The organism is Cellulosimicrobium sp. BMG9.23, from assembly GCF_059159985.1.
In genome coordinates this window covers 1-8,664 of sequence record NZ_JBZGBZ010000018.1, presented here as the reverse complement: position 1 = coordinate 8,664, position 8,664 = coordinate 1, and the positions used below count along the sequence as shown (strand labels likewise).

At 67.5% G+C, this 8,664-nt stretch carries 6 protein-coding genes; 4 read left to right on the top strand and 2 right to left on the bottom strand.

Features of this window, described 5'->3' with window-relative positions; translation table 11 throughout:
- From AC4H2G_RS21475 to AC4H2G_RS21465, 3 genes are all read left to right on the top strand, one after another.
- Positions 1–1,510 (top strand): glycoside hydrolase family 97 catalytic domain-containing protein (locus AC4H2G_RS21475; protein ID WP_494367775.1); only part of this gene is annotated, 1,510 nt, incomplete at its 5' end.
- A 792-nt stretch (positions 1,511–2,302) separates the two neighbouring features.
- Positions 2,303–3,787, top strand: a complete 1,485-nt coding sequence (locus tag AC4H2G_RS21470) for a glycoside hydrolase family 76 protein (RefSeq protein ID WP_494367774.1) — start codon at positions 2,303–2,305, stop codon at positions 3,785–3,787.
- A gap of 550 nt (positions 3,788–4,337) precedes the next feature.
- Positions 4,338–6,440 (top strand): lectin, encoded by a 2,103-nt coding sequence (locus tag AC4H2G_RS21465; protein ID WP_494367773.1) that lies wholly within the window; start codon positions 4,338–4,340, stop codon positions 6,438–6,440.
- Between the two features lie 299 nt (positions 6,441–6,739).
- On the opposite strand, the gene AC4H2G_RS21460 is transcribed toward AC4H2G_RS21465, so the two are convergent.
- Together AC4H2G_RS21460 and AC4H2G_RS21455 are read right to left on the bottom strand one after the other, a co-directional pair.
- Positions 6,740–6,988: an IS3 family transposase gene (locus AC4H2G_RS21460; RefSeq protein WP_494367776.1), complete on the bottom strand. Its 249-nt coding sequence runs from the start codon at positions 6,986–6,988 to the stop codon at positions 6,740–6,742.
- Between the two features lie 246 nt (positions 6,989–7,234).
- Positions 7,235–7,477: a transposase gene (locus AC4H2G_RS21455; protein ID WP_494367772.1), complete on the bottom strand. Its 243-nt coding sequence runs from the start codon at positions 7,475–7,477 to the stop codon at positions 7,235–7,237.
- A gap of 221 nt (positions 7,478–7,698) precedes the next feature.
- Here AC4H2G_RS21455 and AC4H2G_RS21450 point away from each other — a divergent pair.
- Positions 7,699–8,664 (top strand): NPCBM/NEW2 domain-containing protein (locus AC4H2G_RS21450; protein WP_494367771.1); only part of this gene is annotated, 966 nt, incomplete at its 3' end.

The following is an 8,664-nucleotide window of genomic DNA, read 5'->3' as shown; positions in this document are numbered from 1 at the left end:
TCCCTGGCGGGTCGCGATCGTCGGTGGTCTGGACACGATCGTCGAGTCCACGCTCGTGGACGACCTCGCCACGCCGAACCGGCTGGTGGGTCAGGACACCTCCTGGATCGAGCCGGGCATCTCGAGCTGGAGCTGGCTCACGGAGTCGAACGGCAGCACGAGCAACGAGGCCCGTCAGCGCGACTACATCGACCTCGCGGCGAGGATGGGCTGGGAATACGTGCTGCTCGACGAGGGCTGGAACGCTGCCTGGGTGCCGCGCACGGTCGACTACGCACACAGCAAGGGCGTCGATGTCATCGCGTGGTTCCACAGCCGCGACCTGCAGTCGCAGGCGCAGCGTGACGAGTGGCTCCCGAGGCTCAAGTCCTGGGGTGTCAGCGGCATCAAGGTCGACTTCATGGACTCCGACAGCCAGGCGATCCACCGCTGGTACGACGCCATCGCCGTCGACACGGCGAGGCACCAGCTCATGATCAACTTCCACGGGTCCTCGCTGCCGACAGGCATGCAGCGCACGTGGCCGCACTTCATGAGCTACGAGTCCGTGCGCGGCGAGGAGAGCTACGGCGCTCCGCCGCACAACCTCATCCTTCCCTTCACTCGCAACGTGGTCGGGTCGATGGACTACACGCCCACCGTCTTCTCGCGCGGCGTCAACAACCACTCGCACGCGCACGAGGTGGCCAAGGGCATCGTCTACGAGTCGGGCTGGCAGCACTTCGGGGACAACCCGGAGTCGTACGCGAGACAGCCGAACGCGACCCCGTTCCTGCAGAGCATCCCGGCACACTGGGGAGAGACCAGGCTGCTGAGCGGCACGCCAGCGCAGTCCGTGGTCATGGCGCGACAGTCCGGTAACCGTTGGTTCGTCGGCGGCATGCGCGTCGGGACCGGAGCACCGCTGACGCTCCCGCTGGCCGGGCTCTCTTCGAGCAGCAACGTGATCGTGGACCTCCTGGTCGACGGCAGCTCCGGCTCGGATCTGGTCAGGCGCACTGTCCGGGCCACCACCTCCGAGACGCTGAGCCTCCCTACGGCCAACCATGGCGGGTTCGCCGCGGTGGTGTGTGCCGCGGAGCCCGGCAGGGACACGTGCCTCGATGGGGCCGGGTCGCCGGGCAGCACCGGTCCGCTGCGCGGCGTGCAGTCTCAGCGCTGCGTCGACGTCCCCGGGGGCACCACCGTCAACGGCACTGCGGTGACTCTGTACGACTGCAACGGCGGCGCCAACCAGCAGTGGACGTCGATGTCGTCGCGGGAGCTCCGGGTGTACGGCAACAAGTGCCTCGACGCACATGGCGGCGCAACGACCGACGGGACGCCGGTGGAGATCTACGACTGCAATGGCGGTGACAACCAGAAGTGGACCGTGAACGCGGACGGCTCCGTTGTCGGTGTGCAGTCCGGCAAGTGCCTCGACGCGTTCGGCGGCGGCCAGGCCAACGGGACCAGGATTGTGCTGTGGACCTGTAACGGCGGCGCGAACCAGAGGTGGGCGCGGAGTTGATCCTGGAGCCGAGCAGGAAGTCCGATATCAAGGCTTCCTGCTCGGCCCTTGGCCCGTCGGGCACGGGCATGTCGACAGGTCGATAACCGACTCCTGTTGCCGAGCTGAACGAGAGACGCCGAGAAGCGGACTCGGCCCTTGATCGGTCCTGATCAGTCGAGGACGAGAACGGAACGGCTTCGATCATTCCATTGATCGATCGTCCGTGGGCGTCCTATCATCTTGGACACTCGTCCCTCGCGGATGGACGCGCCGTATTCGAAGGGGAATCGTGCGGATCCACCATTTGCACCCGCTGGGCATTCATTTCTCTGCACTTCTTGCCAACGGGACGTTCCGCAACATCGGCGCCGGGAAGTGCTTGGACCTGCCCGCAGGCAACGTTGCGAACGGACCAGGCTGATCATCTGGACCTGCTCGGTCAACGCCAACCAGCGCTGGACGCTCGCCTGACGCGAGGACGTGGCTCAGCACGAGGATGCGATCACGACTCCGGTCCGTCGGGTGTGCCCCGCACCCGACGGACCGGTTACAGGGCCCGGGAGCGCCGTCCTGCTCTCCCGCGCTGACCAGCTTTGCGACACACGTCGAGCTCAGAGAGGAGCCGTTCACGAGTCGCCATCGAGAGGTAGCGCGACGAAGCGCAGCTCAGCACCGTCATTCAAGGAGGAAACCGCCATGGTCTGGCACAAGGCTCGTCACGGGCGTTCTCGATCGAACACCGCCGTCGTGGTACCCGCCACGACAGACCGCGGCAGCGCGAACCAGCGCCGACGCCGGTCGCCACGTTCGATGTTCGCGGCGACGATCACCGTGGTGCTCGCGTTCGCGGGCGTGACGGCGACGCAGGGCGCCGCGAGCGCCGCTCCCGCCGACGTGGCGCCGTACACGGTGAACACCGATGCGGCCTTGGACGCGTTCAACGACGCGTTCCTCGTCTCGAACGGCACCCAGAGGTACTACAGGGAGTCGCTCGACACGACGGAGAAGGACTACTTCTGGCGCCAGGCCCTGGACATCCAGGGTGTCCAGGACGTGTACGACAGCACTCAGGATCCTTCGACACGCGATCTCGTCGTCCGCCTCCTCGAGACCTTCCTGGAGCAGAACCAAGGTTCGGGCGGTCTCTACGACTGGAACTGGAACGAGTACAACGACGATCTGCTCTGGGCCGGCCTGGCCTTCGCCCGCGGTTACGAGATCGCCGGAGATCCCAGGTACCTGAGGCAGGCGCAGTACGCCTTCGACCGGGTGTACGACCGCGGGTGGGACGACGCCCTCGGCGGCGGGATCTGGTGGGACATCCGCGAGGACGACAAGAACGCGCTGAGCAACAGCCCGGCGGTCATCCTCGGCGTCCTCATCTACGAAGCGAACGGCGACCGCGAGTACCTCGACAAGGCTCGAGCCATCTACGACTGGGTATGGGAGACGCTGCTCAACAGAAGCACGGGCGGCGTCCACGAGACCATCCGCGCGAACGGCGACCTCTCGAGCGGTCAGTCGGTGTACTCGGCCGGCGCCTTCATCAGCGCCGCGCAGGCCATCTACCGCAACATGGGAGGCCAGTCCGTCTTCGACGACGCCAAGCGCACGACCGACTACGTCATCCGGGAGCACACCCGAGACGGCATCATGAGCAACGGGCAGCGCGAGGGGACCTGGCAGTCGGAGTTCGCCCGGGGAATGGGTGAGTTCGTCCGGGAGAACAACCTGTGGGGCCAGTACTACGGCTTCATGAAGCGCAACGCCGACGCGGCATGGGATGCGCGGCGCACCGACCTCAACGTCACGTGGAACCGCTGGGACACGCAGACGCCGCGGGACAACACCCGCGCGGTCGAGACCATCGGCGCGGTCATCATGCAGGCCGTCACGCCGGCCAACATGCCGTCCGGCCGGGCGATCATCAGCAACTGGAACAACAAGTGCATCGACGTTCCGGGTTACAACTTCAGCGCCGGGCAGCGGTTGTCCATGTGGACCTGCAACGGCCAGACGAACCAGCAGTGGGAGTTCGTGAACGGCACCGTGCGGACGGAGGGCAACATGTGCATGAGCGTCGCGGGAGGTTCCACCGCTGATGGCGCTGCCGTCCAGCTGGCGACCTGTTCGGGCAGTGCAGCCCAACAGTTCCTGCTCACCTCGGCGGGCGACCTCGTCAACCGGCAGTCGAACAAGTGCGTCGACATCTTCTCCTGGAACCGGGGCGATGGAGCGGTGCTGGGTCAGTGGGCCTGCGGCAACGGCGCCAACCAGAAGTGGCGCCGCGGCTGACGGCGCGCACGGTTCCCGCGTGACTGCTCGGCTACGGCCCTGCTGCGACCAGCCACTGAGGTGGTCTCGCACCGGGCCGTAGCTCGAGCACGGCGAGGGATGTCACGCCGACCGCCAGCTGGTACCGGCTTCTGGGCGTGACACGACGAGGGAGAAGGGAGGTCTCAGGTCCTGCGGGACGAGGACTGAGCCGTCTGTGGGTGTATGTAGTGGCCGGTCGCGCCCCAGGCCCGCCATCCACGACACCTGCGGGCGGTTCAGTCCGGCTCTTTCGCCGATCCGTGATGAGCTGGCACATAGCGAAGAGCATGCGTAGCAGGGCAGCGAAAGAGGTGGGTACATGTGAGTCCGCGCCACTGGTCAGATGCGGTCGAACGGCGATGGCTCCATCCCCGTTGAGGCCCTTGCCCTCGAGCAGCGTGCGCGTTCTTCACGGAGAACCCCGGCTCAACTCCCGTCAAACCGTTCGGCAATACCGTTCGGCGCCGCAGCCTCCTCTGTCGCGTGCCGTAGGTCCTGTTCGTCAAATCACCGAGCCTAGGAGGACAACGTGCATCGAAATCGAACTCACGCCGGCCGCAAGGTGGCCCGCCGGTTGCTCGCAGGAGCGGTGTCGCTCGCCGTCTCCGCGGGCGTGCTCGTCGGCGCCGTGATCGCCAGTCCGGCCCAGGCCTACACCGGCGCACCCGTGGTCGGGGTCGCCTCCGGCCGCTGTCTCGACGTGACCGGCAACAACGCGACCCCTGGCACCCCGGTCAACATCTACGACTGCAACGTCCAGGACAACCAGGGCTGGACGCTCACCCCCGCCGGCGAGCTGCGCGTCTTCGACAGCCCGATGTGCCTGGACGTCGCGGGGCACGACACCACCGCCCCCGCGGTCGTCCAGATCTGGAGCTGCAACGGCGGCGAGAACCAGAAGTGGCGCGTCAACGCCGACCAGTCGATCGTCGGTGTCGAGTCCGGTCTCTGCCTGGACGTCAACGGTGGCAGCACAGCCAACAGCACCAGCGTGGGCATGTGGACCTGCAACGGCCAGGACAACCAGAAGTGGCGCGGCACCTTCGGCTCGTCCGACACCCAGCCGCCGAGCGTCCCGTCCAACCCGCGGACCAGCGACCTGCGCTGCGACGCGGTCACCTTCTCCTGGAACGCCGCGAGCGACAACGTCGGCGTGGCCTCCTACGACATCTACCACGACGGCCAGCTGATCAAGTCGGTCAGCGGGAGCACGACGTCGACCAGCGTCACCGTCGAACCCGGCGTCACGTGGGGTCTCTACGTCAACGCGCGCGACGCGGCGGGCAACCTCTCCCAGGCCAGCGCGAGCGTCCGCATCACTCCGCCCCAGTGCCAGGCCGACAGCACGCCACCCTCGACGCCCGGTGACCTCGCCGGCAGGGCGTCCGGCACCACCGTCACGCTGAGCTGGAACGCCTCCAGCGACAACATCGGGGTCCGCTCCTACCAGGTGTTCCGCAACAACTCGCGGGTCGGGACGATCACCGGAACGTCCACCTCGGCTCCGGTCACGACCTTCGTTGACGGCGGGCTCTCCGCGAACACGACCTACGCCTACCAGGTGGTGGCCCTCGACGCGCAGGGCAACGCCTCCGGACGCAGCAGCACCGCCAACGTCCGCACCGGCGCAGCGTGCACCAGCGCGGTGTGCGGCGTGACCGAGGTGACGCGGGACAACGACATCCCCTGGGGCCTGCTCACCCTGCCCGACGGCAACATCCTCTACACCCAGCGTGACGCCCACGACATCGTGCTGCTCAACCCGACCAACGGCTCGAAGACCACCGTCGGACGGGTCCCGAACGTCTCGGGCACCGACGGCGAGGGCGGCCTGATGGGCATCGAGATCGGCCCGAACTTCGTGAACGACCGCTGGCTCTACATCATGCACACCTCGCCGTCGGACAACCGCGTCGTGCGCATGCGCTACGAGAACAACCGGCTGAACACCGGCTCCACGCAGGTCCTGATCAGCGGCATCCAGCGCAACAAGTTCCACGACGGTGGGCGCCTGCGCTTCGGCCCGGACGGCAAGCTCTACGTGGCTACCGGCGACGCCCAGACCGCAAACGCAGCGCAGGACCGCAACAGCCTCAACGGCAAGATCCTGCGTCTGAACGCGGACGGCAGCATCCCGTCGGACAACCCGTTCGGCAACGCCGTGTGGAGCCTCGGTCACCGCAACCCGCAGGGGCTGGCCTTCGACTCCCGCGGTCGGCTGTGGCAGCAGGAGTTCGGCAACTCGATCATGGACGAGACCAACCTCATCACCCGCGGCGGCAACTACGGCTGGCCCGCTTGTGAGGGCACGTCCGGCTCGTGCAATAACCCTGCCTTCACCGCACCCAAGCGCACCTATCGGACTGCTGACGGCTCCTGCTCGGGAATCGCCATCGTCCGCGACGCGCTCTACGTTGCCTGCGCCCGTGGCGAGCGGATGTATCGCACCACGATCGAGGGCGACAGCCTGACCAACCTGCAGTCCTACTTCACGGGGACCTACGGTCGTCTGCGCACCGTCGAGCCGGCTCCCGGCAACGGTCTGTGGCTGACCACCACGACCCAGGGTGACAAGGACAGCACGGCCAACAACAGCAACGAGCGCATCTTCCGCGTCACGCTGGGAGACTGACACACCGGGGTCTCCCCGCGCAGATCTCTCTGCGCGGGGTGACCCGCCCTCCGCTTCCAGCCCGGCATCATCTCGGCCACCAGCGGGTCACAGCGTCGAGGCGGCGGGCGTCCAACGCGTACCGGACCGAGGTCCGGTGAGGCGCGGACGGCGCACGCGATCGCCCACCCGCACGAAGAATGCCGCTCCCTCTCGGGGAGCGGCCTTCCTGCGTTCGTTCGTCGCCTCGTCCTGCCCCACTGACGCCCGCCGTCCTCTCGCCGCCAGTCGGCTGCCGACGGACACCATGGTGTGCCACTTCAATCCAGACCCGGGGCGCAGCAGTCGCTCGACCAGGTCCGCCGGCCGCGCCGTCTGCGGATCCTTGCTATGGGTGGTGCGGGTCGTCTCGTCTTCTCCCTCGGGATGCCGCGCAGCCCTTCGGCCCGCATCAGCCGCTCGACCGTGCACCGTGCCACGCTGATGCCCTGCCGGTTCACCTCGCCCCAGACCCTCCGGGCCCCGTAGAGGCCCAGGTTGACCTTGTGCACCCGATGGATCAGCCCCACCAGCTCGGCGTCTCGGGTCGCCCGCGCGGACGGCGGCCTGGATCTGGCCGCGTAGTACGAGCTCGGAGGGAGCTTCGCGCCGGTGCCGTTGAGCACCACGCAGATCGGCTCGACCCCGAGCTCGCGCCCCTCGACGACCTCACGGCGGTGCGCGCCGATGAAGTCGACTACTTGCTGGACGGGCGGTCGAGCTCCACCGCAAAGAAAGCCGAGGCCGCCTTCAGGATGTGGTTCGCCCGCCGCAGCTCACGGTTCTCCCGCTCCAGCTCCGCGATCCTGGCCGCGTCCGTGCTCGTCACCCCCGGCCGACTGCCCTCGTCGACCTCCCCTGCGCTTGACCCACGTGGGCAGGGCCTCCGGGTGGACGTCCAGCTGGGCCGCGATCCGACGGATCACGACCATCCGCTGCCCCTCGACCGCGATCGCGTCCAACGCCATCCTCGTGGCCCGCTCACGCAGCTCGTCGCTGTACTTCTTCGGTGCCGCCATGACTTTCATACTTCCTGGATTGAGAGCCTCCACCGAACCCGGGGCGATTCACGGCCACCAAGAAATGTTGCTCGGACACGCGAGAAGCGCTGATCAATTGTGATCGGTCGAAATTCAACGAGAGGCAGTATCGATCAGTTCGTTGATCGACCGTCCGTGGGCGTCCTACGATCTGCACACCCGTCCGTCGCAGATGGACGCGTCACGTTCAAAGGAGAATCGTGCGGATCCACGCTTTACGCCCGCTGGGCGTCCACTTCTCTGCATTTCTCACCACCGGTCTCCTGATCGGTACTGCGGCGCTCGTCGGTGCCGCCGGGCCGGCGAGTGCCGCGCCCACGGGCGAGGTGTTCATCTCGGACCTGTCCTGGAGGGCGGAGTTGAACGGGTTCGGGCCGGTCGAGCGGGACGCCTCGAACGGTGACCTGGCGGCGGGTGACGGCGGACCGATCACCATCGGTGGTGTCGGTTATGGCAAGGGCGTGGGTATGCATGCCACTGGTTCGGTCTCGGTCGACCTCGACGCGAACTGTCGTTCGTTCTCCTCGTTCGTCGGGATCGACGACGAGGTGGCCGGTGGTGCGGGTTCGGTGCAGTTCAGGGTGCTCGGCGACGGACGGGTGCTCGCCGAGAGCGGTATCCTCTCCGGCACGGACGCGCCGCAGGAGCTGACGGCGGATGTCACCGGTGTCCAGACGCTCGTGCTGCAGGCCGCGGAGGGGACGGACGGCAAGAACGACGACCACGCCGACTGGGCGGACGCGAAGCTGGTCTGCGACGACGATGCGCCGCCAGAGCCCGAGGTGGTGGACCGGTGGGAGACCCGGGCCCCCGACGGCTCGCCGATCAGCGCACAGCTCACGCTGGACTCGGCGGGGCGTGTGGCTGTCGAGGTCTACGACGGTGGGACGCTCGTGGTGTCGGCCGCGCGCCTCGGCCTCGCGGGGTCGGACGGTGACTTCCGCTCGGGCCTGACCTTCGTCGAGCGCAGGGACTCCCTGGTCTCCGACTCCTACTCGATGACGACGGGCAAGGAGGAGCAGCGCGAGTACAGGCACAACGAGTCCGTCTTCGTGTTCAGGAACTCCAGCGGCGCCCAGATCTCGATCGCGGTCCGTGCGTCGGACGACGGTGTCGCGTACCGATACCTGCTCGGCGGCGGGGGTCAGCACCGCGTGGACGACGAG

Bases quoted from the DNA above. Each gene is read 5' to 3' on its own strand.
- AC4H2G_RS21470 (WP_494367774.1), top strand. From the start codon at position 2,303: ATGTTCGCGGCGACGATCACCGTGGTGCTCGCGTTCGCGGGCGTGACG.
- AC4H2G_RS21455 (WP_494367772.1), bottom strand. From the start codon at position 7,477: ATGGCGGCACCGAAGAAGTACAGCGACGAGCTGCGTGAGCGGGCCACG.